Source organism: Streptomyces sp. NPDC005262 (assembly GCF_042872425.1).
Taxonomy (GTDB): Bacteria; Actinomycetota; Actinomycetes; order Streptomycetales; family Streptomycetaceae; genus Streptomyces.
The window spans coordinates 62,519-82,619 of record NZ_JBIAKK010000025.1 but is presented as its reverse complement, the minus strand read 5'-3'; the positions used below and the strand labels follow the sequence as shown (position 1 = coordinate 82,619).

Genomic DNA, 20,101 nt, shown 5'->3' with positions numbered 1-20,101 from the left:
GCCTATTTCGGGACGTTGCTGCGGGGCTCGCGCGGGCGCCTACGCGTCCGACAGGTCGGTTGTCCAGGCGCCGCTTGCCGAGCGGGCCGACGACGGGAGCGTCGCGGTGCTCGAAGAACGGTGAGCCGCCGTTGTCCAGGGGCGATGGACGCCACTTGGTCGTCGGCGAGTACGAAGTCGAAGACGTGGATGTTCTCCGCCATGCGTTCAGAGCGCGCTGACTTGGGGATCACGACGACGCCGCGCCGGACCAGCCGGCGAAGCGCGACCTGAGTTCAAGGTGATGGTCTGCATCGGATTTTGCTCTGCGCGAGTGATAGGGGGTGGATCCGGGCCGAGACCGAGCAGGGGCTGTCCACCCTGCCGCGGCCGTAGCCCCTCTCGCGGGCCGCAACCAGCCTGCTCAGCGCAATCGAAAGGCCATACCGGGATCACCTCAGGTGCCGCCCTCTGGGGGCGCCCGGTCGTGCCGATGAGCGGACACGTCGTCCTGCCGGCTTGCCGAGAAAACCCGTTGCGAGTGTCCCGCATCGGATGTCTGATTGATCGGTCACCGATCAGGGGGGAACATGAGGACGCCGCTGCCCACTCCCTCGTTGCACACCGCTCGCCTTCGACTGCGTGCCTTCGAAGACGCGGATGCGAACAACCTCTTCGCACTGCACAGCAGCGCCCACGTGCTGCGCTACTGGGACGCGCCCCCGTGGAGCGAAAGCGTGCGCGCCGAGGGGTTCATCGCGGCTTGCCGGCAGATGGCACAGGAGGGCACCGGGGCGCGGCTGGCCGTAGATCGTGTCTCCGACGGGGCATTCATCGGCTGGTGCAGCCTGAACAGGTGGAATCCGGACTACCGCAGCGCGTCGCTCGGCTACTGCTTCGACGATGCGGCGTGGGGCCACGGCTACGCGACCGAGGCTGCGCGCGCTCTGCTGCGGTGGGCGTTCGACACGCTCGACCTAAATCGCGTCCAAGCTGAGACCGATACGCGCAACGTGGCTTCTGCCCGCGTCCTGGAGAAGCTGGGCTTCATGCGTGAAGGGACGTTGCGGGAAGACTGCGTCGTCAACGGCGAGGTCTCTGACTCGTGGGTCTACGGGCTGATCAGGCGGGAGTGGCAGCCGTCGTCCGAGCCGGTTCCCGCCCACTGAGTTCCGTCGCTCGGCACCAGGTATCGGCTAACCCCGCTGATCACGGTGCGCCATCCACACACAACGACGAACCAGACAAAGAACCACATACCGTCCTTTGAGGCTGAGGTACATGGCATCCGAGGACAGCAGCAGCGACGGCGGCGGTGCCGCCGTTCCCTGGCGATCCTCGGGACGTCAGGAGGTCGGCGGGACCATAGGTACGGTACTCAGGAGCGGAGCTCGAAACGCAGAGTGGCGGCAGGCATGCCACCGGCCGCTGATTGGCTCTCGCCCCGGAACTGCTCGCCAGGGAAACTGGAGGCCCGCTGCCGTTCTTGCGTGAAGGAGTTGTGATGCAGGTAGCCGTGGTCACTTTCGACGGGTTCAACGAGCTCGACAGCTTCATCGCTTCCGCACTGATCAACCGCTGCCGTAAGGACGGCCTGGAAGCGTTCATCACGACGCCGACACCGGTGGTCACGTCGATGAACGGCGTCGAGGTGACCGGGCAGCGCCCGATGGAGTTCGTGACCGAAGCCGACGTCGTGCTGATCGGTAGCGGTGTGAAGGCGCGAGACGTGGTCGCCGACGACCGGCTGATCTCGAGGCTGCCGCTCGACCCTTCGCGCCAGCTGATCGGTGCGCAGTGCTCCGGCGCGCTGGTGCTCGCCCGGCTCGGGTTGCTGGACGGCATGCCGGCTTGCACGGACATGAAGAGCCGGCCCTATGTCGAAGCCCGCGACGTCACCGTGCTGGACGTGCCGTTCCACGCGGAGGGGAACATCGCTACGGCGGGTGGTTGCCTGGCGTCCCAGTACCTCGCCACGTGGGTGATCACCCGAACGCTCGGGGAGGACGCCGCGCGCGACGTCATCGACTACGTGGCTCCGGTCGGCGAAAATCAGGAGACCGTCGAGCGCGCCGTGCGTGCCGTCCACGCGGGCGAGGTCGTACTGCGCTGACGCCCGCGACCAGGCTATCGCGGCCGCCTGTGGTTGGCTCAGCCGACCCCGGACTGAACGCAGGGGTCAGCCTGGCTCCGGAGCGGAGTGGCATGATCTCGGGTGGCATCTCGCGTGCGTGAGAAGCTTCTGGGGCACGGGGGGATCACGAAGTGGCGTACTTCATCGGGCTCTTCTGGACAATCGGATCCGCCTTCATGACGTGGCGAGCCGTCCAACTCTGGCGGAGCGCCGATCTGGTCGACCACTTCACGACTGTCTTCTCGTTCCTGCCGTTCGGCAAGGAGGTCAAGAGAGGCGAGGTCCGGTCCCTCGGTCTCACCGCTGTCTCGCTCTGGGGCGTCACGATACTGTTCGTCACGGGGAGCCTGGATGTCGAGATGACCGGCTCCTGGCTCGCCCTCATCCTCATCGCAGCAGCGACCGTGCTGGTATGTCTGATGTGCGAGATCAGTGTCGTGCTCTTCAACTTGCCGAAATTCGTCGTACCACCGCACATGCGCTCCGACTTGGGGGTACTGGCCGCCCGCAGGGCACGTCGGGCAAACAGCCGTCGGGGTCCCCGGCGCTCCTGACATCCCAGGGGAACAAGCCGCCCGAACTGCCTAAGCCCCGGGGCGGCGACGTCGGGGCCGTCGCCGGCTGGTCGCCGACCCGCCCTCCGGCCGGGGCTACGCCCCGCCGTGGCGCCTGTTGCCCCGGTCAGGTAGAGCTTCGACGATCCCTTCCCGCGGTTACCGTCCTCACGCCTCCAGTTTGGCGTCGATCTCGGCGATCAGGCCCTCGATGCGGGTCCTGATCTCGTCGCGGATCGGACGGACGGACTCGACGCCCTTGCCCGCCGGGTCCTCCAGCGCCCAGTCGAGATACTTCTTGCCGGGGAAGACCGGGCATGCGTCCCCGCAGCCCATCGTGATGACGTAGTCGGACGCCTGTACGGCCTCGGTGGTGAGGATCTTCGGCCTCTGGTCGGAGATGTCGATGCCGAGTTCTTCCATTGCCTCGACCGCGGACGGGTTGACCTGGTCACCCGGGATGGAACCGGCGGAGCGAACCTCGATCCGGTCGCCCGCGAAGTGGTTGAGGAATCCGGCGGCCATCTGCGAACGCCCGGCGTTGTGTACGCAGACGAAGAGCACGGAGGCGAGCGGGCTGGAGGGCATCGGTTCATCCTTCACTGTGTGGATCGAGTAGTTCGGTCGGCGGTGCGGGACGGAGGTTCAGGCGCTCGGCAGGGAGTCGAGCAAATCGGTGGCGTGGATGCTGATCCGTGGCGGACGCGGCGGACGTGGCGTACGACGGTGATGGGACGCCCTCGGGGGCGGCGACGGGCCGGTCGAGGTGGCAACGGCCGGGCATCACCGGGCATGCGTCGCCGCAGTCGATGGTGTTGGCGGCCGCCTGGACCACCTCGTCGGTGAGCGGCTTTGAGAAGCCATGGGCGATGCCCGCGCCCGCCTCGGTCGTGGCCTGCGCGACCGCCGGCTGCGGGCCGAGCGGAGGTGGGGGCCAATCATGACAATCCGCTCGCCGGGGGGTCCCAGGGTTCAGGCCGGGCTGGTATCAGCTCGGAGTGATGTGAGAGTATCAGCCCATGATGACGTCAGTCGACACTGATCTGATCCGGGTTCTGGCCGACCCGCTCAGGCTCCGGATCGTGACCCTGCTCGCCCAGGAGACGCTCTGCACCACGCATCTGGTCGAGGAGACGGGTGCCAGGCAGACCAACCTCTCGAACCATCTGAAGGTGCTGCGGGAGGCGGGAGTGGTCGAGACCGAGCCCTGCGGCCGGTTCACCTACTACCGGCTCAAGCCCGACGTCATCGCCTCCCTCGCCGGCCAGTTCGCCGACCTCGCGGAAACCGCGCGCGCCACTGCCGATCGCGACGTCAAGCGGTCCTGCCCCTGATCCCCGTCGCCCGCGGCGACAACACCGAGGAGTCCTTGTTGACCGTCACCCACGAATCCGCCGCGGGGTCCCCCACGGCGGACGAGCCGCAGCCTGCGCCGGGCGCCACCCCGCCCCGTACCCCACTGGTTGGCAAGGCGGCCGCCGAACTGTTCGGCACGGCGGCCCTGGTGGCGGTCGTGGTCGGCTCCGGCATCCAGGCCACCGAGCTGACCCACGACGTCGGCCTCCAACTGCTGGCCAACTCCCTGGCCACCGTCTTCGGGCTCGGCGTGCTTATCACGCTGCTCGGCCCGGTCTCCGGCGCTCACTTCAACCCCGTCGTCACGCTGGCCGAGTGGTGGACCGCCCGGCGCGGCGGTGCCGGAGTCACCCTTCGGGAGGCGGCCGTGTACGTTCCCGCGCAGATCGTCGGCGCGATCGCGGGCGCACTTCTGGCCGACGCGATGTTCGGCGAGCCACTGGTGAAGTGGTCCACGCACGACCGCTCGGCCGGGCACCTGCTGCTGGGCGAAGTCGTCGCCACCGCGGGACTGATCCTGCTGATCTTCGGCCTGGCCCGCACCGACCGCCTGCGCACCGCCCCCGCGGCCGTCGCCTCGTACATCGGCGCCGCCTACTGGTTCACGTCCTCGACATCCTTCGCCAACCCAGCGGTGACGATCGGCCGCGCTTTCACCGACACCTTCGCCGGCATCGCACCGGACTCTGTCGTGGGCTTCATCGGCGCGCAACTCGTCGGCGCAGTGGTGGGGCTGGCGCTGGTGGCGCTCATCTTCATGCCAGGCCGGAACGCCGCAGAGCAGCCCGCCGTATGACGCGGGTGACCCAGGTGGTACTGATCGGCGGCGGCCGGTCCGGGCTCCCCACCCACGGCGAGTGGGTTCGGCGGCGCATTCGGCGTCCGGCCGGCTGCCTGGCCCAGCCCCCAAGACGGGCTGACATGAGCGGCAGTGATCGCTCAGCTCGTCGGAGTGCCCTGGTGGAAGTACATGCGCCAACCCACGTCCGTCAGTCGCCACACGGAGCTCCGCCTTGCTCGGCGCCCGTTGTGGTCGGTCAAGTACGTCAGATGAACGATGCCGGGAGCGATTACGGCTCCCGACACCTCACTGATCTTGACCGGAGCTTCGGGGGCCACCGAACCGTCGCTCGTCACCGTGAGAATCGACGCCGCGTCCCAGCGCCGCCCCGACGCTCCGAACTCTAGAAACTCCGGGTCCAGGAGCTCGGAGACCAGGGACGGCGATGCACGCACGTCCGGATCGAGAAGCCGCATCTCCGCCTCGACGGCCGCTTGAACGGCACGTTCACTCTCGTCTGCCATGTACGGACCCTACGGACGTTCCCCACCACGGCACAGCCCTAAGGTGAGCAGCGACACCCGCAATGACGTCTCGTCGACGCCGTGGAACGGCGGCGCTGGGCCGCCGAGCGGAGAAAACCGGTGGCCGCGGCTTGAAGGCCCCCCTAGGGAGTGTCTTCAAAGGGGTCGGATCCAGAGAAGAAGTGAGGCGATGGTGACCGCCGCCTCGTAGGATTCACGGGTTTTGTCGTAGCGGGTGGCGATCGCGCGGTATTGCTTCAGCCGGTTGCAGCATCGCTCGACGACGTTGCGGTGTCTGTAGAGCTGCTTGTTGAACGCTGGTGGTCTGCCGCCGTGACGGCCTCGGTTGCGGCGGTTGGCCTTCTGGTCCGAGCGCTCCGGGATGGTGTGGGGTATGCCGCGCCTGCGGAGGTAGGCGCGGATCTTGCGGGAGCTGTAAGCCTTGTCGCCGAGCACGTGGTCGGGCCGGGTGCGTGGGCGGCCGGGACCGGCGTGCGGGATGCGGATGGCGTCCATGACCTGCTCGAAGCGGGTGCAGTCGTTGACATTGCCGCCGGTGACGACGAATCCGAGGGGCCGGCCTTTGCCGTCGCAGGCGAGATGGACCTTCGTGGTCAGTCCACCACGGGATCGTCCGAGGGCGTGATCATGTAATTCGTCCTCTCCGTCCGCCCCCCTTTGCGGGCGCCGGCGGCGTGCTGGTGAGCTCGCGTAATCGTGGAGTCGACCGACACCAGCCAGTCGATGTCCCCGCTCGCGTCCTTCTGTGTCTGCACTGCCCGGAGCATCCGCGTGAAGGTGCCGTCCAGGGCCCATCTGCGGAATCGTGTGTACAGCGTCTGCCGGGACCCATACCGCTCAGGCACGTCCCGCCAGGCTGAACCGGTCCGGAGCTTCCAGACGATCCCGTTCAGTACCAACCGGTCATCCTGCCGCGGCCGTCCCGTCACCGCTTTCGGCAGGAGACCGGACAGCACCTCCCACTCGGCATCCGAGAGCTCATGTCGACGCACCATGCCCGACATGATCCCTCATCAGCACCCTTTGAAGACACTCCCTAGCCTCCGCCTATGGCCGAAGACATCGAGAGCGCAGGCAACGACCATGACGCAGAGGCAGAGAGGGAGCTTTCCTGGCGCGCCAGGTCTCTCGGTCTCGCTGCAGTCGACATCGACGATGCCGAGCTCGTGCATGGTTGGCGATCCGACCCGGAAGCCGCCTATGAAATCGGCATCTGGCCTCGCTCCCTCACCGCGATGCGCGAGCGCATCGAGCGCGAAGATGGCGACGACGATCGCGACGACTTCCTCGTCCTGCTCCCTGACGGCACCCCTATCGGCCATATCGCACTGAGCGGCCAGAACATCGTCAACGGCACCGCACAGGTCGAGCTGATGCTGGCTCCTCAGCATCGCGGTCACGGCCATGGCACCGACGCCCTCGACGCTCTGGTCGACCTGGCGTTCGGTGAACTCCCGATGCACCGCCTTACGGCAGAGACCCACACCGACAACGCCCCCGCCGTCGCCGTCCTCGCCAAATCCGGCTTCGTACACGAAGGCATCAGCCGCGCCGCCTGTCTCCATCGCGGCCGCCGCCACGACCGTGCCGTGTTCTCCCTGCTCCGCCCCGAATGGGAAGCGCTGAACCGCCCTCGCGCCTGGGATGCCTGACCAGACGAAGAGCACTTGCCCAGCTCCCGGACCATTCCGGCATGACACTCCTCAGAGCATCAAGGAGAGAGGCTCCAACTGGCCCGTCTGGCCAGGCAGGCCCTCGACCGGTCCTGACGACCACTCGCGCGGGCGGGGCGCTCAGTCGTCGGCGACCTGCAGGACCAGCGCGAAATGTGCACCGTCCGTCCCCGCCAGCAGGCTGTCGAACAGCGGGGTGAGCCTGTTCACTGCGCCGCATTCGACGTCGTGATTGGTCCACCAACTGGCCTCCGATCCGAGCAGGGACACAACCCGTTCCGCCGCGCGCTCGGCGGACTCGAGGGGTAGGTGTCGGTGGCTCTCCCAGACCAGGTCGACGGCCGCGACCTGGGCCAGGAACGAGGTGGCCTCACCCGTCTCCACCGGTTCCAGAGAAGCGCAGATCTCTGGTACGGACGGCGGGACGTACCTGGGCAGGAAGCGCCGCCAGGTTTCCTCAGCCGCCATCGAGGCCAGCAGCACGCGGATTCGATCTGCCAGCTCTGGCAGATCGGGTGCCGGCTCAGTGAACCGCCCAGCTGCCACATACACCCGCATCGGCGTGGACAGCTCTGCCACACCAGCTTCCAACTCGGCCAAGACCCCCGTAGACGTCATGGTGAAATTCTGCCGTACGCCCCCACTCGGTCATCAGACCGCATCCGGGCCGGCTCGAGCGTGTTTCAGAAGTGGATCAAGTGGTGCGGTGATCGCTTCTCGTGGCTCGGGGAGATCTGACGGACACCCAATGGGCGGTTCTGGAGCCGTTGCTGCCGAAGGGCATCAAGCCCGGTCGGCCGCCGGTTCACACCAAGCGGCAACTGATCAACGGGATACGGTTCCGTACGCGGACCGGCGTTCCTTGGAGGGACCTGCCCGCACGATATGGGCCGTGGGAGACGGTGTACGGGCTGTTCCGCCGTTGGCAGGCGACGCCACCTGGCACAGCATCTTCGAGCAACTCCAGGCCCGGGTGGACGCGAAGGGTCTGATCACGTGGGATATTTCGGTGGACTCCACAGTCTGCCGGGCGCACCAGCACGCGGAAGGTGCCCGCTAAAAGGGGATTCGCAGGTCGAGCCGCCCGGAGGCGTCTTCGACGAGCCCGCCGACCATGGGCTCGGACGCTCCCGGGTTGGGCTGACGACGAAGATCCATCTGGCGGTCGAGCAGGCCCAGAAGGCGATGTCGATGGTGATCACAGCCGGTCAGCGCGGCGACTCCCCGCACTTCCAGGTCGTGCTGGGCACGCGTCCGCGTGCCCCGGCCCGGCTCGGGACGACCACGCCCCCGGCCGGACAAGGTTCGCGCGGATGAGGCGTACGGCTCCCGCTCGAACCGGGTCTACCTGCGCAGACGAGGTATCGGCTGCACGATCCCGGAGAAGCGTGACCAGATCGCCAACCGCCTCAGGCGTGGCTCCCACGGGGGCCGGCCACCGAAGTTCGACAAGGACGACTATAAGGAGTGCCACGCGGTGGAGTGCGGGATCAATTGTCTCAAAAGCCACCGCGCGGTGGCCACAAGGTACGACAAACGCGCCGTTCGCTACGAGGCCACCGTGCTGGCAGCAACCATCAACGAGCGGCTGTGACCGCTAGGTTCGAAGCACACCTCAGTCGTCTCGGCCCTGCCATGTGGTCACGCAGGCCTCGTTCCCCTCCACGTCGGCGAGCACCCAGAATGCGGGGGCACGGGTCGCGGATACGAGTCGGCCCCCTGCCGCCAGCGCGGCCTCGATCCGCCGGGGTGCCTCGTCATGGGGAACGCAGATGTCGAAGTGGATGCGATTGCGCTGTGGGCGAGCCCGATCCATCTGCTGGAACCAGATCGCCGGGCCCTGCCCAACAGGGTCGACAAGCGGATCCTCCGGTCCTTTTGCGCCCGCCTCGTCGGCATAACCCAGCACTGCCTTCCAGAACGGCCGAATCTCGGCGATGCCCAGCGCATCAATCGCGATCTCCAGGAGTTGGACTGACCGCGGTGCCCCCGTTCCGATCTCGGGCTCCGTCATCAGCAACCCGGTCTCGTTGACGGCGGCGGAGATCCGACGCGCGAGTTCGACGTCCCGGGTGGTAACCGTTGCATGCTCCAGCGACTGCAGAGTGAGCACGACCCGCTGGGGGCGGGCATCGACCCGAAGGTGCCGATCGGCGTTGCTGCCGCACACCGCGATGGCGTCCGCTGCCAAGCCGATCGCCTGAGCCAACGATCCGACCGGGACTGCCGTTCGCAAAGTGCCCAGCAAGAAGCGCCAGCCGTAGTCGTGGACAGCCTCCGACGCTTCCTGCCGACTCAATATTTGCTCCATGCCTGCATCCTCGCAGCCCACTGTCAGACCCGTCTGGCGGACATCTGAAACAGGCCCCAGGACGCAGGGGCCAACAAGCGTGCTCAAGGGCCGACTCTCATGAGGGACGCCGCGAATCCGTACGCCACCGCCCACATTCAGGTGTTGGAGGGTCGGGAAGGCATCCGGAAACGCCGGATCCCACACGGCCGGGGCTTCGGTGGTGTAGTTCATCGGCAGCTCGCCGCAGTTGCTCCTTGCGGATTTCGTCGCCGGCGAGGCGGGCGGGGGTGACGGCGGGGCCGGTGAGCTCGCCACCACGATCTGATACCGCGCCAAAAGCCCCTGGGGCAAGGCCGATGCCAGCGACAGTTCATACACAACAGGGCCGTAGACCTCGGGATCGTCCAGCCGGGCGGACACATCCGGTCAACTGGCCAAGCCATCAAAGAGACACGCTCTGGGTGCCATCCGTGAGCAACTCCGCCAGGTGGTCCAGGAATTCGGTGAGCCAGTCCAGTCGTGATCCGCTGCGAGCTGCACGGAATCCGTGTCGGCGGCCCCAGAACGCAGCCTGGACGGCATGGAACTGGGCCCAGCGTCGGGCGCGTTCGCGATCGATTTCCGCGGCCTCGGCGAAGACGTACAGCGTGCGGTGGACAGCCTTGCGAAGGTCGTCGGCCTTGAGGAGCGTCAGGGCACGCGACTTGAGCAGCATGCCGCTGTCGTAAGCAGGGTCTCCTGCGTATCCCTTGGGGGGTCGACGGCCAGCCATGGCTCACGGTCGGCGCGCAGGATGTTTCGGGCGTGGAGGTCGCCGTGGATGAGGGTGTCCGGCTGCACGCGGCCCAGCTCGCGGACGGTCGCTACAGCGGCGTCCACCACGTGACGCGACAGTGCGTGCGTCCGCCGTCTGTACACCTGCTCCCGAGCCACGGCCCAGGGCATCACCACTGCTTGCAGTACGGATTCGCCCTCACCGGTAGCCAGACCTGAACCCCACCACCCTTCTGCCGACGTACAGGCACCGACCGGAGGGAGCACCACCTGGAACGCCCCATGGACCGTTCCGGCGATCGCGGTTCGGCCTGGCCCAGCTGGACTGCTGTGCCGCTGTACGCCTCGTGTGGCGGCGCACGGCGCTCCGGCCAGACTCTCCACCGTCCGACACGGCCGGTTCGCGTCCTACCGCAGCGGACAGCACGTCCGGACCCTGAAGGGCATGGGGGACACCGAGAACACCGCGGAACGACCGGACCGACCCGACAGCGCACTGCAGGCCGTCCTCGAGGGCGCGACCGCCCCATCACCACCCGCACCACCGGTTTGCCCGCACTGCGCACTGCCCCAAGACCGCTTCCCCACCCTGCACGAGGGGCATTGGGTCCTCCTCGAACCCCGAATCGTCGTCCCCGCCCACACCGCGCCCCCGCGCCGGCGCTGGATGATCACTCCGAACGGGAACGCGATGAACCTGTGGGACGCCGAGCCCCTTCCCGGCGCCAGGTGCCGCATCGCGCACCGCATGGCCTGCCCGTACATCGAACCAGAGGACCCCTGGCCCTGGACCACCATGCTGCGGCGGGAGAACGAACGGCGGGCGCAGCGCCTGTTCAACCTGCCCGACGCCCGGTACCTCCCTGACGCGGGCTGACGTCCGCGTGATCATCCCGATACCTCGTCCGGCGTCGGGTTCCACCATCGGGTGGCTGGTCCCGCATGGGGCCCGGGCTACGGAAAGCCCGCCGGTCACTGCTTGGGGCGGGGCACGGTCCGCCGTTTCTCCACGTCTGCGTCGACGCCCTGGGCCGACTCCGTGGATTGGGGTCGGAACAGCCCCCGGACTGCTATGTGAGCTTGAGAGCGATCACGGCCCGGTCGTCGTCCGCCCCGACCGACCACCTTTCCGTGTCCGCCTTGACGAAGGACACGAGAGCCTCTGGATCCAAGGCCCTGCGGCCGTCGCAGAAGTGATCTGTCAGCCGGTCGATCACCGGATAGAACTCGCCACCCGCGTTCCGGGCCTCGCTCACCCCGTCCGTGTACAGAAGGATCACGTCCCCGGACCGCAGCGGATGCGTGGTGACCTCGGCGCTCACGGGGCCCAGTTCGCCCAGGCCCAGAGGCAGGCCAGGGGCGGTCTGAAGCCGTTGCGCTCCGTGCGGTGTGAGCATGAGCGGTGACGGATGCCCGCGGTCGACGACCCTCACCGAGCCTCCGTCAGGTGGGAACTCCAGAAGGAGGGCTGTGACGAACAGTTCCTCGTCGCCGTCCGGGCATCCGGAATTGCGCGCGATGCTGAGTTCCAGGCGCTCGGCGAGCCGGCTCAGGTCACTCCACTCGTGGGCGGATACCCGGAAGCTCCCCAGGACGGTGGCGACCGTCTGAACCGCATCCAGCCCCTTCCCGCGTACGTCCCCGAGGATGACCCGGACACCGAATGGGGTCTCGCACAGTTCGTAGAAGTCACCACCGACCAGCGTGCCGCCCACGCCCGCCTGGTAGAACCCCGCTGTCCGCACCGGACCGAGCTGTTCCGGGAACGGGCGCAGCAGCGTCATCTGCATCGCCTCGGCAACGGAGCGGGCATGGACCAGGCTGGCCTCGCCCCGGATCCGCTGTCGGGACAGTGCGACGCTGGCGATACCGATCAGCACAGTGGCGATGTAGAGGGCCAGGTGGTGCTGTTCCTCGAAGTGCCCGGGGCGCCGGGATGCCAGCCACATCTCCATACCCAGGCATACGACGGCAATCGCGGCGGTGTGCCGTGGGCTCCGGGTGGCCGCAGCCAGTGGTGGGGCTCCGACCAGCAGAAAGCTCAGCGGTTCGCGGTTCTGGACCAGTACCAGGTCCACCACTACGTCCGCGGCCATCAGCCACAGGGGGAGCCACCAGACCCACGTCCTGTCGCTGCCGGGCCGAGGACGCCACCGCGGCAGCCGCTTGATCCTTCCCGCACCCCCTTCACCGGCATGTGACATAGGGGAACCTTATGCACATATGATCTGTTTCTTCGCATTACGGGTGACGAAGTGTCAGAGCGTGCGGGCGGATCTGCGCGGGTCCTGCGCTGAAAACCGGAGGGAGGGTCAGGCCACCCGACAGGGATGGTCCCCGTCGGACGGCGGTCCGCCTGGTCGCGAGCCACCGGACGTGTGCCCGAGCAGGAGCTGCGTAGGATCCCCGGATGGCAATCACCAGTCACCTCCTGCAAGGGCCGCGAGTAGTCATACGCCACGTCCGCCGCCAGGACTACGACGAGCTCACAGCGCTGGCCCAGGACAGTGCTGAGATGCTTCGCCGCTGGCTCGGCGCCCGCGAGAAAACAGTGGAACCGTTCAAGAGCTACCTTGAGCGGTCCGGACAGCCCAGCCATGAGGGCTTGGTGATTTGTCTGCGCGGCAGCGGCGCGATCGTAGGCGGCGTCAACATCAACAACATCGCCAGGGGCACTCTCCAGAGCGGAACCCTGGGCTATACCTCCTACGCCTCTACGACCGGCCGTGGCTATATGACCGAAGGGCTGGGGCTCGTGGTCCAGTTCGCCTTCGGCCCCCTGGCATTGCACCGACTGGAGGCGAACATCCAGCCCGACAACACCTCGTCGCTGAACCTCGTCAGACGTCTGGGCTTCCAGCGCGAGGGCTACTCGACTGCCTTCCAGTACGTCAATGGCGAATGGAGGGATCACGAGCGATGGGCCATCACTGCCGAGATGGCACGAACAGCAGGACAGCTCACGAACTTCCCCCACAGCTCCGCAAGTGAGAAGGAGGGCAGCCCTCCTGCGCGCCGCCCCTGAGGCTCAACCGGGCCAATGCGGCCAGCCACCCACGACCGGCGCGAACCCACTGCTCACACCTGACGACGAATGCCCGAGACCACGAACCGCACTCTGGAGGAAGCCGTATCCGCTCTGCGCGGCCCCTCGATCGTCCCCAGGCCGAAGAGCGCCGGGTCTGACGAGCGGCGTACGGGGGCATACCGCCCCTCCCGCCTGCCGGCCACGTAGCCGATCACAGGTGGATGGGAAGGTGGCGGGGGCCGCGGAGCATCGCGTTCTGCCGGTACGGGGGCGGGTCCTGGGCCAGGCTCGCCGTGGTCAGGCGGGGGAGCAGCGCGCCCAGCGCGGCCTCGGCCTCGAGGCGGGCGAGGGGCGCGCCGTAGCACAGGTGGATGCCGCTGCCGAAGCCGAAGTGCTCGTTGTCCGGCCGGGTGGGATCGAACCGATCGGGCTCGTGGAACCGCCTCGGGTCGCGGTTGCCCGAGGCCAGCGCCAGCACGACGGACGTTCCTTGGGAAATCGTGGTGCCGGCGATGTCGATGTCGGCGTGCGGGACCCTCTCGCGCATGTGGACCGGGGGTTCGTAGCGAAGTAGTTCCTCCACCGCCCGCGGCAGCAGGCCGGGCTCGCGACGAAGGTGGTCCAGTTGCTCGGGTTGGCGCAGCAGCGTGAGGACTCCGTTGGTGATCAGATTGACCGTGGTCTCGTGCCCGGCGATGAACAACAGCACAGTGGTTTCCGCGAGTTCCTCGCGGCTGAGCCGCAGGGCCGGATCCGGCTCGTTCACGAATGCGGAGAGCATGTCGTCGGTGGGCCGGTCACGGCGCTGTTCAGCGAGGTTGACCAGGTACAGGCCCATTTCCTGCCGGGCCTGGCGGCCCGTCTGGTCCCGTTCCGTGGTGTCCTCCTCGGGCCCGATGTCGGCGGACGCGACGATGGCGTCGGTCCATGCCTGGAACAGCGACTCGTCCTCCCGCGGGACGCCGAGCAGTCGGCAGATGACTGTGATGGGCAGGGGGTAGGCGAAGTCGTCGACGATGTCGATCTGCTGGCGGTCCCGGAGTTCCTCGCTCAGTTCCCCGGTGATGCGGGTGATCTCGCCACGCATGGCGTCGACCCGGCCAGGGCTGTGCGGCGGGCCGAACGGGCGCATGGCCAGGGTCCGCAGCCTGTGGTGCTCGGGGTCGTCGAGCCGCAGGAACGGCGGCTTCACCGTCTCACCGGACGGGTACGGGGACGGAGCGGTGCGGACGCGTGGATCGGCACTGATCCGAGGGTCGTGCAGCAGAGCGGCGATCTCGTGGTAGGTGCCGATCAGATAGCTGCCGTCTGCCTGCCGCACCACGGGACCGGCCTCGCGGAGTTCCGCGTACAGCGGGTAGGGGTTGGGGCGGTTTGCGTAGTCGGTGATCCGTGCCAGCAAGGTCTCGGAGTCCATGGTGGCTCCTCGTGGTCGGGCGGGACGTGGGTCAGCGGGTGGGCTGTACCACCGTCAGCCGGCGATCGGGCAGGTGACCGGTGAGGGCCACGGTGGGGCCGTGGGACAGCCCGCTCGGGTCCGGTACATCGGACGGAATCGTGATGTCGGCCGCGATCGCACGGTCCGCCGAGCCGGGCGGGGGCGGGAACGGAGCGGCCGTCTCGATCAGGTGCTTGTAGTAGTCGAGCGACTTGGCCATGTCGACGGTGACGGCGGCGGTGACCCGTCCTTGGAAGCCGTAGACCACGGCCAGGCGGCGCGCCTCCAGAGAACCTTGGGCGATGACCACGTGGTCGGAGTAGGTGGGCACGCCCACCGACTTGATGTTGAGCCCGAACTGGGTCGACCAGAACGTCGGAACGGCGAGGTGCGGGCGCCGCAGAGGCCCCGGACTGACCATGTTGTGGGCCGCCACCTCGGCCTGTGCGACGGCGTTGCCCCAGTGTTCCAGGGAGAGCATCTGGTACCCGAACAGCGGGTGCGGGAACCGGGAGACGTCGCCGGCCACGAAGACGTCGTCGGTGACGATCCCGTACATGTTGAAGGCCCGGCAGCCGGCGTCGCATGCGACTCCGCGCGGACCCGCTGCCAGCCCGGACTCCGACAGCCACTCGACGTTGCGGACCGCGCCCAACGCCACGACGCACACGTCCGCGTCGACACGGCTCCCGTCGGACAAGTCCGCACCGGCGAACCGGCCGCTCCCGTCACCGCGCAGGGTGGTGACCGTCACCCCGCAGCGCAGGTCCACGCCGTGGTTGCGATGCATGACGGCCGCAAGTTTCGACAGGGTGCCGCCGAGTGCGCCCACCAGGGGTGCGGGGCCGCGTTCAGCGACCGTGACCTCGATACCTCGCTCCCGGCAGGCCGAGGCGATCTCCGAACCGGTGAAGCCGGCGCCGATCACCAGTACCCGACCTGGCCCGGCGGCCAACCGCTCGGCCAGGCCCCTGGCCTCGTCACTGGTGCGCAGGGTGAACACCCCGTCCAGGGAGGCCTCGTCCGGGTTGGGCCAGGGGCGCGCCCGGGTCCCGGTGGCGATGAGCAGCCGGTCGAACGGCAGCGACTCGCCGTCGGCCAGCATCACCCGCTTCTCCAGCGGGTCCAGGCCGGTGGCGGCTACTCCCAGCCGCCAGTCGGCGTCCGGGTCCCGGCGCATCGGCAGCGCCGTGGTGTCCGCCGGCGCCTTGCCCAGCAGTACCTGCTTGGACAGTGGTGGGCGGTCGTACGGCGGACGGGGCTCATCCCCCACCACGGTGAGTGTGCCGGTGAAGCCCTCCTCGCGCAGCGTCTCCGCGGCCCTCAACCCGGCCAGCGACGCGCCGACGATGACGATACGGCCGTCCCGCAGGTCACCGGGCACGGGCGCTCACCCCCTCGCCGGCGAGGATGGCCTGGACCGGGCACGCCGCAGCAGCCTGGCGCACGCGCTTCACCTGGTCGTCGGGGACGGTCGTGGCGTACAGCAACCCCTCTTCACCGTGCAGCTCGAACACTTCCGGCGCGAGGAACACGCACTGCGCATAGCCCTGGCAGCGCGTGAGGTCCACAACAACCTGCATCGCTGGTCACTCCCTGAGTCGTCCCGGCGTCCACTTCCCTTTCTACGCCGGTATCGCACCGGGCGCCCTCCACGCCTGTGTCGCTCCGCGGACCCGCCTCGCCACTCGTTCTGCGGTTCCCGCAGGGGTGGCAGGAGGTCCGCAGGACGGGGACTCAGCGTCGACGGAAACCCACCGACCCCCAACCGGTCAAAAAATCGCTCGGCCCGTTGGACCAGTGGCGTGGCGTCGGTGGCGTGGCCATGGCTGGGGTGTGACCTCCGGATCGCCTCGCGGCAAGGAGTTGGGAGTCAGGCGTCCAGGGGTTCGGCGAACGTGCGGTACGGGCCGCGGCCGGTGTGCAGCTGCCACAGGGTGTCGGCGAGCACGCCGGGGTCCTTGCGCGGGTCCCCGGGCGTGATGGCACCAGGGATGATCAGCTGGGCGACGTGGATGTTCTCTGCTTGCAGCGCGTCGTGCAGCAGTTGGCCGTAGGCGCTCTCGGCGGCGAATGCGACGGAGGTGCCGGCACGGTCGGGGTGCGGGCGTACCGCGGTGCCGCCGTTGACGAACAAGACGGTGCTGCGCCCCAGTTGACGCATTCCGGGCAGGACCTGCTGTACGGCCGTTGCGGGGCCGTGCACCGAGAACGCGAGCGGGGCGGCCAGGTCCCCGGAGCTGGTGTCCAGCACCGGTTTCATGAAGTCGCGGTGGGGGAGCGGGCTGTACTGCAGAACCTCGATCGGGCCGAGCAGGGTGGCGGCAGCGTCCAGAGCGGCCTGCAGGGAATCCGGGTCGTTGACGTCGGCGGCAAACCCCTGGGCGCGGACGCCCTCCTCGGCCAGGACCGCGGTGAGGTCGTCGAGGTGCTGGGGGGTGCGGGCGATCAGGGCGATGTCGTGGCCTTCGCGCCCGAAGCGGCGAGCGGTGGCAAGGCCCAGGCCAGGGCCTGCGCCGATGATGGCGACAGTGGTCATGGTGACTTCCTCACGAAGGGTTCGCTGCTGCGGTGAGCCGGAGACGGGGCGGGGTGTCAGGCGGGGGTGAGACGCAGGGTCGCGGCACGGGCGGTGTCCGCGATCATGGGCGGAACGTATGCGCTGTAACGGGCGTACTTGGTGCGGTAGGCGCCGTCCAGGCGTTCCGCCAGCGCCAGGTCGTCGACTTCCGTGAAGGTCACGTCCCGGTCGACGCCGCCGGCCGAGATGTGGCCGGTGTGGGTGGCCCGGGCGGTGCGGAACCAGGCGCCGCTGCGGCCACGGTAGGCGCGCACATACAGGTTGTCGCCGTCGCGCACGACCCAGATGGGCGTCGGTGGGCGCAAGCTGCCGTCCGCGCGACGCGGTTGGATGCTCAGTTCGTCGGCGCTCGCGATTCGGGACAGTTCGTCCGGTGTCCAGGTGATCATCCGTCGGGCTCCTCCCGGGTTGCGCGGTGGTGGGTCGCAGCGGGTCGGGCCGGGCACCGTGATGTGGGCGTCCATGCCCGGCCGGCATCATCGCCCCCGTACCGGTCCCTTGCGCCGGACGGGCCGCGATCAGCAGGTTCTTGCAGGTACTGGCGGAACCCCCAGCTGTCGTGCCCGGCGTTCAGCCTGATCTTGTGAACAGAACCAAGGACAACACAGAGGACGACACCAAGGTCGTCCGGGACCTCCTGGCCGGTTGCCGCGCGAGCTCACCCCGCCGTAGGCGGACCTGCCCACCTACGGCGGCAACCGACGCGCGTCCGGGCGTGCCGACGGCTGATGCGGCCCGGCCCTACCAGGGCAAGCCTGAGCGGGGGCCGACCTGCTGTGGTCAGGGCCTGAGGAGCGTCTTGATGGCGCGCCGTTCGTCCATTTCCAGCGAACTGCGAACGGTGGCGGATCCCAATCCGGCGGGCTCGCTGGTTGCAGGCAGGCAGGCAGGCAGGCAGGTGGGACGCGACTGCCCCGAGCAGCGACGCCTCCACCGCGACGGGTACCACCGTTCGGATTGCCGTGCCGATATGCATCGCGGACGAACCGGCGGACCGATTCTCCAGTGGAGACGCGGTACAGATATCGCTGCCTCGACAGCCCATTCCCAGCTCAGCGCGTGGTCGGCGACAAGCGCAGAGGCTTCCCGCCTCTCACGCCCACTGTGCGTTCGACCCTGGGGCGCCGGGCGTGCATTCTGACGAGGGGGTCGTGCGCACCTCGCAAGGAACGCCACCGTGTCCACGCCCGGCCCGCTTCGGCCGGACGGATCACCGGCTGAGGTGAAGGGTGTGATTGGCTGCACTGTCGCTGCAGGAGCGGGGATCCCATGACGGCACGTGGCTCCCGGCGGACCGACGTTCCGGCCCGAGAGGATCTGGAAATGTCTGACAACGACGTGAGCATGCGCAACGTGCTGGCTATCGTCACGAACTACGGTGTCGAGCAGGACGAACTCCTGGTGCCCCTCGAACACCTGCGGGGCTGGGGCGCCGATGTGGATGTTGCTGCAGTGTCGGCGGGCGACGTTCAGACCCTCGTCGGTGACGAAGCTCCCGGAGAAATCGTTCGTCCCGAACTCACTCTGAGGGAAGTCGACCCGGCCGATTACGACCTTCTGCTCGTGCCCGGTGGCACATTGAACGCCGACAGGTTGCGTCGGGAGGCCTCGGCGACGGACATCGTCCGCTCCTTCACGTCGACCGGACGCCCTGTAGCAGCCATCTGCCACGGTCCCTGGGCCCTGGTCGAAGCGGGTGTGCTCGAAGGTAAAAAACTTACCTCCTACCCGTCACTCAGGACCGACATCCGCAATGCCGGCGGTGAATGGGCCGACGAGCCAGTCATCAAGGATGACTCCGGCGGCTGGCCCCTCATCACCTCGCGCAACCCAGGTGACCTGGGGCCGTTCCTCCGTGAGATCGACGCAGCGCTCGACGTGAACGCTCACTGACCATTACTGGTCCTGCCGCTGCGCGGCTTCTACCAATAGTGCTTGCGACCGGCGACCGCGTGCCCCATCGATCCGAGGATCCAGAAGACAACCCCGATCACGGCGAGAATGATGCCGATTGTCCACAGGATGGAGATTCCGGTCAGGAACCCGATGACAAGCAAAATGACTCCGAGAACGATCACAGCGTGCTCCGATCTCGCATATGTGGTCATTTCCCACTGTGATCCCTGTATGCCGCATGGGCAACTGGTCAGGGACAGGGAGGACAAGCCCAGCTTCAAGTGACCCGTTGTCCGACGGTGACCGCTCTGAGATGGTCTCCCGGATTCGTCTGCCCCACGAGCCCACTCTTCAGACCGCTCCGAAGGAAGAGCGAGCGAGGCCATGTGGGGCACGAGCCGGCGCGGTCGCCTTCGTTTCCTGGTCGGCTCAGCCTGGGGCGAGCGACCTCGCGATGCGTCCTTGACGCATCACTGCACAGCGCGGCCACCAATCGTTGCGTGCAGTGATGGCGGTCCCCAGGCCGTTCGAGACAGCCCGAGATACGGTTGGCTGAGGCTGTATATCATGAAATGGCGCTTGTGAATGAGGCGCGGTAGCGAGTCGTCGTCTCCGATTCCGGAGAGGGAACATGGCCGCAGGCGAAGAGGACGGGACGGAGCGCGTCCGGCGCTCGTCCAGCAAGACGCCCGCCAAGAAGAGCGCCCGGAAAACCAGTACCGAACGGGCGAGCAGCCGGACGAGCGAAGGCGAGACGAAGCGCACGCCCCGGCGGCTCTCGGCACCGCGGGCCATGCGGTACGCGGCTGAGCAACTCCAGGAGCTTCTCGGCCGCGCCCCCGAGTCGGTATCCGCCTTGAAGCCGACGGAAGAAGGCTGGCAGGCCAACGTGGAAGTCCTGGAGCTGGAACGTATTCCCGAGACCACCAGCGTGATGGCGAGCTATCGAGTAACGCTCGACAAGGAGGGCGAACTGGTCGCATACGAGCGCACCCGCCGCTACACCCGAGGGCAGATCGACCCACGTGGCTGAAGCCGGGAAGGCCACGCAACACCGCATGAACGGAAA

General features: G+C 67.9%; 22 protein-coding genes and 2 pseudogenes. 11 read left to right on the top strand and 13 right to left on the bottom strand.

Going from position 1 to position 20,101, the window contains the following annotated elements; genetic code table 11:
* The first annotated feature begins 569 nt into the window (after window positions 1-569).
* The 3 genes from ACFYP5_RS36805 (at window position 570) to ACFYP5_RS36795 (ending at window position 2,667) form a co-directional block, all read left to right on the top strand.
* On the top strand, window positions 570-1,148 hold the full coding sequence (locus ACFYP5_RS36805) for a GNAT family N-acetyltransferase (protein ID WP_389044041.1): 579 nt from the start codon (window positions 570-572) through the stop codon (window positions 1,146-1,148).
* 335 nt (window positions 1,149-1,483) lie between these two features.
* A complete protein-coding gene (locus ACFYP5_RS36800; protein WP_389044039.1) occupies window positions 1,484-2,092 on the top strand; it encodes a DJ-1/PfpI family protein in 609 nt (202 codons plus the stop codon).
* A 152-nt stretch (window positions 2,093-2,244) separates the two neighbouring features.
* Window positions 2,245-2,667: a hypothetical protein gene (locus ACFYP5_RS36795; RefSeq protein WP_389044038.1), complete on the top strand. Its 423-nt coding sequence runs from the start codon at window positions 2,245-2,247 to the stop codon at window positions 2,665-2,667.
* Between the two features lie 168 nt (window positions 2,668-2,835).
* Here the strand turns inward: ACFYP5_RS36795 and ACFYP5_RS36790 are convergent, their stop codons facing one another.
* A complete protein-coding gene (locus ACFYP5_RS36790; protein ID WP_389044035.1) occupies window positions 2,836-3,255 on the bottom strand; it encodes an arsenate reductase ArsC in 420 nt (139 codons plus the stop codon).
* 431 nt (window positions 3,256-3,686) lie between these two features.
* Here ACFYP5_RS36790 and ACFYP5_RS36785 point away from each other — a divergent pair, with 431 nt between their 5' ends.
* The gene (locus ACFYP5_RS36785; protein ID WP_389044034.1) at window positions 3,687-4,001 is read left to right on the top strand and encodes an ArsR/SmtB family transcription factor; all 315 of its coding nucleotides are present in this window, start codon (window positions 3,687-3,689) and stop codon (window positions 3,999-4,001) included.
* 38 nt (window positions 4,002-4,039) lie between these two features.
* Window positions 4,040-4,819, top strand: coding sequence for an aquaporin (locus tag ACFYP5_RS36780; protein ID WP_389044033.1), 780 nt, complete (start codon window positions 4,040-4,042; stop codon window positions 4,817-4,819).
* 143 nt (window positions 4,820-4,962) lie between these two features.
* On the opposite strand, the gene ACFYP5_RS36775 is transcribed toward ACFYP5_RS36780, so the two are convergent.
* Complete coding sequence (locus ACFYP5_RS36775) at window positions 4,963-5,328, bottom strand: DUF4440 domain-containing protein (protein WP_389044030.1); 366 nt, start codon at window positions 5,326-5,328, stop codon at window positions 4,963-4,965.
* A 156-nt stretch (window positions 5,329-5,484) separates the two neighbouring features.
* A protein-coding gene (locus ACFYP5_RS36770; protein WP_389044028.1) for an IS5 family transposase occupies window positions 5,485-6,344 on the bottom strand; the annotation gives its coding sequence in 2 pieces (ribosomal slippage) (window positions 5,485-5,993 and window positions 5,993-6,344; 861 coding nt in all).
* Window positions 6,345-6,398: 54 nt separating this feature from the next.
* On the opposite strand from ACFYP5_RS36770, the gene ACFYP5_RS36765 reads away from it, so the two are divergent.
* Window positions 6,399-7,001 (top strand): GNAT family N-acetyltransferase, encoded by a 603-nt coding sequence (locus ACFYP5_RS36765; RefSeq protein WP_389044026.1) that lies wholly within the window; start codon window positions 6,399-6,401, stop codon window positions 6,999-7,001.
* Between the two features lie 141 nt (window positions 7,002-7,142).
* Here the strand turns inward: ACFYP5_RS36765 and ACFYP5_RS36760 are convergent, their stop codons facing one another.
* Complete coding sequence (locus tag ACFYP5_RS36760) at window positions 7,143-7,490, bottom strand: hypothetical protein (RefSeq protein WP_389044025.1); 348 nt, start codon at window positions 7,488-7,490, stop codon at window positions 7,143-7,145.
* A gap of 251 nt (window positions 7,491-7,741) precedes the next feature.
* Here ACFYP5_RS36760 and ACFYP5_RS36755 point away from each other — a divergent pair.
* Window positions 7,742-8,616, top strand: a pseudogene (locus tag ACFYP5_RS36755) (IS5 family transposase).
* A gap of 21 nt (window positions 8,617-8,637) precedes the next feature.
* Here ACFYP5_RS36755 and ACFYP5_RS36750 read toward each other — a convergent pair.
* Both ACFYP5_RS36750 and ACFYP5_RS36745 read right to left on the bottom strand, forming a co-directional pair.
* Window positions 8,638-9,735 carry a VOC family protein gene (locus ACFYP5_RS36750; RefSeq protein ID WP_389044023.1) on the bottom strand — a complete coding sequence of 366 codons (1,098 nt, stop codon included), beginning with the start codon at window positions 9,733-9,735 and terminating at the stop codon, window positions 8,638-8,640.
* 22 nt (window positions 9,736-9,757) lie between these two features.
* A pseudogene (locus ACFYP5_RS36745) lies at window positions 9,758-10,215 on the bottom strand (aminoglycoside phosphotransferase family protein); the annotation flags it as partial.
* 319 nt (window positions 10,216-10,534) lie between these two features.
* Between ACFYP5_RS36745 and ACFYP5_RS36740 the strand changes: the two are divergent.
* Window positions 10,535-10,966 (top strand): DUF6083 domain-containing protein, encoded by a 432-nt coding sequence (locus ACFYP5_RS36740; RefSeq protein ID WP_389044020.1) that lies wholly within the window; start codon window positions 10,535-10,537, stop codon window positions 10,964-10,966.
* 193 nt (window positions 10,967-11,159) lie between these two features.
* Here the strand turns inward: ACFYP5_RS36740 and ACFYP5_RS36735 are convergent, their stop codons facing one another.
* The gene (locus ACFYP5_RS36735; RefSeq protein WP_389044017.1) at window positions 11,160-12,293 is read right to left on the bottom strand and encodes a PP2C family protein-serine/threonine phosphatase; all 1,134 of its coding nucleotides are present in this window, start codon (window positions 12,291-12,293) and stop codon (window positions 11,160-11,162) included.
* Between the two features lie 206 nt (window positions 12,294-12,499).
* On the opposite strand from ACFYP5_RS36735, the gene ACFYP5_RS36730 reads away from it, so the two are divergent.
* Entirely contained in the window at window positions 12,500-13,114 is a 615-nt protein-coding gene (locus tag ACFYP5_RS36730) for a GNAT family N-acetyltransferase (RefSeq protein ID WP_389044014.1), read from the top strand.
* A 214-nt stretch (window positions 13,115-13,328) separates the two neighbouring features.
* Here ACFYP5_RS36730 and ACFYP5_RS36725 read toward each other — a convergent pair whose 3' ends face one another.
* The 5 genes from ACFYP5_RS36725 to ACFYP5_RS36705 form a co-directional block, all read right to left on the bottom strand.
* On the bottom strand, window positions 13,329-14,534 hold the full coding sequence (locus ACFYP5_RS36725; protein WP_389044012.1) for a cytochrome P450: 1,206 nt from the start codon (window positions 14,532-14,534) through the stop codon (window positions 13,329-13,331).
* 31 nt (window positions 14,535-14,565) lie between these two features.
* On the bottom strand, window positions 14,566-15,939 hold the full coding sequence (locus ACFYP5_RS36720; protein ID WP_389044010.1) for an NAD(P)/FAD-dependent oxidoreductase: 1,374 nt from the start codon (window positions 15,937-15,939) through the stop codon (window positions 14,566-14,568).
* On the bottom strand, window positions 15,929-16,138 hold the full coding sequence (locus tag ACFYP5_RS36715) for a ferredoxin (protein WP_389044007.1): 210 nt from the start codon (window positions 16,136-16,138) through the stop codon (window positions 15,929-15,931). The genes ACFYP5_RS36720 and ACFYP5_RS36715 overlap by 11 nt, the downstream gene beginning before the upstream one ends.
* A gap of 290 nt (window positions 16,139-16,428) precedes the next feature.
* Window positions 16,429-17,094 carry an SDR family NAD(P)-dependent oxidoreductase gene (locus ACFYP5_RS36710; protein ID WP_389044005.1) on the bottom strand — a complete coding sequence of 222 codons (666 nt, stop codon included), beginning with the start codon at window positions 17,092-17,094 and terminating at the stop codon, window positions 16,429-16,431.
* A gap of 56 nt (window positions 17,095-17,150) precedes the next feature.
* Window positions 17,151-17,525, bottom strand: a complete 375-nt coding sequence (locus ACFYP5_RS36705) for a DUF2255 family protein (RefSeq protein WP_389044004.1) — start codon at window positions 17,523-17,525, stop codon at window positions 17,151-17,153.
* A gap of 934 nt (window positions 17,526-18,459) precedes the next feature.
* Between ACFYP5_RS36705 and ACFYP5_RS36700 the strand changes: the two genes are divergently transcribed.
* On the top strand, window positions 18,460-19,029 hold the full coding sequence (locus ACFYP5_RS36700) for a type 1 glutamine amidotransferase domain-containing protein (RefSeq protein WP_389044001.1): 570 nt from the start codon (window positions 18,460-18,462) through the stop codon (window positions 19,027-19,029).
* A gap of 29 nt (window positions 19,030-19,058) precedes the next feature.
* On the opposite strand, the gene ACFYP5_RS36695 is transcribed toward ACFYP5_RS36700, so the two are convergent.
* Window positions 19,059-19,214, bottom strand: a complete 156-nt coding sequence (locus ACFYP5_RS36695; RefSeq protein ID WP_389044060.1) for a DUF6131 family protein — start codon at window positions 19,212-19,214, stop codon at window positions 19,059-19,061.
* A 449-nt stretch (window positions 19,215-19,663) separates the two neighbouring features.
* Between ACFYP5_RS36695 and ACFYP5_RS36690 the strand changes: the two genes are divergently transcribed.
* Window positions 19,664-20,065, top strand: coding sequence for a gas vesicle protein (locus ACFYP5_RS36690; RefSeq protein ID WP_389043998.1), 402 nt, complete (start codon window positions 19,664-19,666; stop codon window positions 20,063-20,065).
* The last annotated feature ends 36 nt before the right edge of the window (window positions 20,066-20,101 follow it).

Excerpts from the sequence above, each read along its gene's own strand:
- ACFYP5_RS36765 (WP_389044026.1), top strand. The coding sequence starts at position 6,399 with ATGGCCGAAGACATCGAGAGCGCAGGCAACGACCATGACGCAGAGGCA.
- ACFYP5_RS36735 (WP_389044017.1), bottom strand. The coding sequence starts at position 12,293 with ATGTCACATGCCGGTGAAGGGGGTGCGGGAAGGATCAAGCGGCTGCCG.
- ACFYP5_RS36775 (WP_389044030.1), bottom strand. The coding sequence starts at position 5,328 with ATGGCAGACGAGAGTGAACGTGCCGTTCAAGCGGCCGTCGAGGCGGAG.
- ACFYP5_RS36730 (WP_389044014.1), top strand. The coding sequence starts at position 12,500 with ATGGCAATCACCAGTCACCTCCTGCAAGGGCCGCGAGTAGTCATACGC.
- ACFYP5_RS36700 (WP_389044001.1), top strand. The coding sequence starts at position 18,460 with ATGTCTGACAACGACGTGAGCATGCGCAACGTGCTGGCTATCGTCACG.
- ACFYP5_RS36740 (WP_389044020.1), top strand. The coding sequence starts at position 10,535 with ATGGGGGACACCGAGAACACCGCGGAACGACCGGACCGACCCGACAGC.
- ACFYP5_RS36800 (WP_389044039.1), top strand. The coding sequence starts at position 1,484 with ATGCAGGTAGCCGTGGTCACTTTCGACGGGTTCAACGAGCTCGACAGC.
- ACFYP5_RS36710 (WP_389044005.1), bottom strand. The coding sequence starts at position 17,094 with ATGACCACTGTCGCCATCATCGGCGCAGGCCCTGGCCTGGGCCTTGCC.
- ACFYP5_RS36785 (WP_389044034.1), top strand. The coding sequence starts at position 3,687 with ATGATGACGTCAGTCGACACTGATCTGATCCGGGTTCTGGCCGACCCG.
- ACFYP5_RS36690 (WP_389043998.1), top strand. The coding sequence starts at position 19,664 with ATGGCCGCAGGCGAAGAGGACGGGACGGAGCGCGTCCGGCGCTCGTCC.
- ACFYP5_RS36760 (WP_389044025.1), bottom strand. The coding sequence starts at position 7,490 with ATGGCGGCTGAGGAAACCTGGCGGCGCTTCCTGCCCAGGTACGTCCCG.
- ACFYP5_RS36715 (WP_389044007.1), bottom strand. The coding sequence starts at position 16,138 with ATGCAGGTTGTTGTGGACCTCACGCGCTGCCAGGGCTATGCGCAGTGC.
- ACFYP5_RS36725 (WP_389044012.1), bottom strand. The coding sequence starts at position 14,534 with ATGGACTCCGAGACCTTGCTGGCACGGATCACCGACTACGCAAACCGC.
- ACFYP5_RS36790 (WP_389044035.1), bottom strand. The coding sequence starts at position 3,255 with ATGCCCTCCAGCCCGCTCGCCTCCGTGCTCTTCGTCTGCGTACACAAC.
- ACFYP5_RS36805 (WP_389044041.1), top strand. The coding sequence starts at position 570 with ATGAGGACGCCGCTGCCCACTCCCTCGTTGCACACCGCTCGCCTTCGA.
- ACFYP5_RS36705 (WP_389044004.1), bottom strand. The coding sequence starts at position 17,525 with ATGATCACCTGGACACCGGACGAACTGTCCCGAATCGCGAGCGCCGAC.